1 protein-coding gene is annotated in these 418 nt (G+C 30.9%); it reads right to left on the bottom strand.

From position 1 onward, the window contains the following. On the bottom strand, positions 1–418 hold a 418-nt coding region (locus JIG37_RS22910), incomplete at both ends, for a hypothetical protein (RefSeq protein ID WP_199528381.1).

Here is a 418-nt window from a genome sequence, read left to right as displayed (position 1 = left end):
TCACCCAGTGCTTCATGTAACCTGCTTGAAATAACGTATAAATTTGGCGAGCATATTCATTATTATGCAATATCACTGCAATACTTAGCTGAAATACAGATGTTGGTGATACCAACCTTAAAGGTTCACGACTAAAGCGATATTTAAAGCGCTTGAACTTATAGCTTTGTATTGTAATCATGTAATATCCATAACTTAAACATATATTTAATTTACCTAAATCAAGTAAGTTATCATCTACAAAACTAGCTTGTGCATCCATCTCATAATAATTACGTGGAATTGACAACTCTGTATTTAATACCTCCCAGTTAAAGAAAGGCAATTTATCATTGCTAGGTATACCTCTTTTCGTTTCTCCTTGCTCAATATAAAAATTAAGCTCTTTTGTATTATTTATATAAACCTTTCTATACTT

This window comes from Pseudoalteromonas sp. bablab_jr010, from assembly GCF_016464105.1.
In the GTDB taxonomy this organism is placed as follows: domain Bacteria; phylum Pseudomonadota; class Gammaproteobacteria; order Enterobacterales; family Alteromonadaceae; genus Pseudoalteromonas; species Pseudoalteromonas simplex.
The sequence above is the reverse complement of the archived record's forward strand: the minus strand, read 5'-3'. Positions and strand labels throughout refer to the sequence as shown.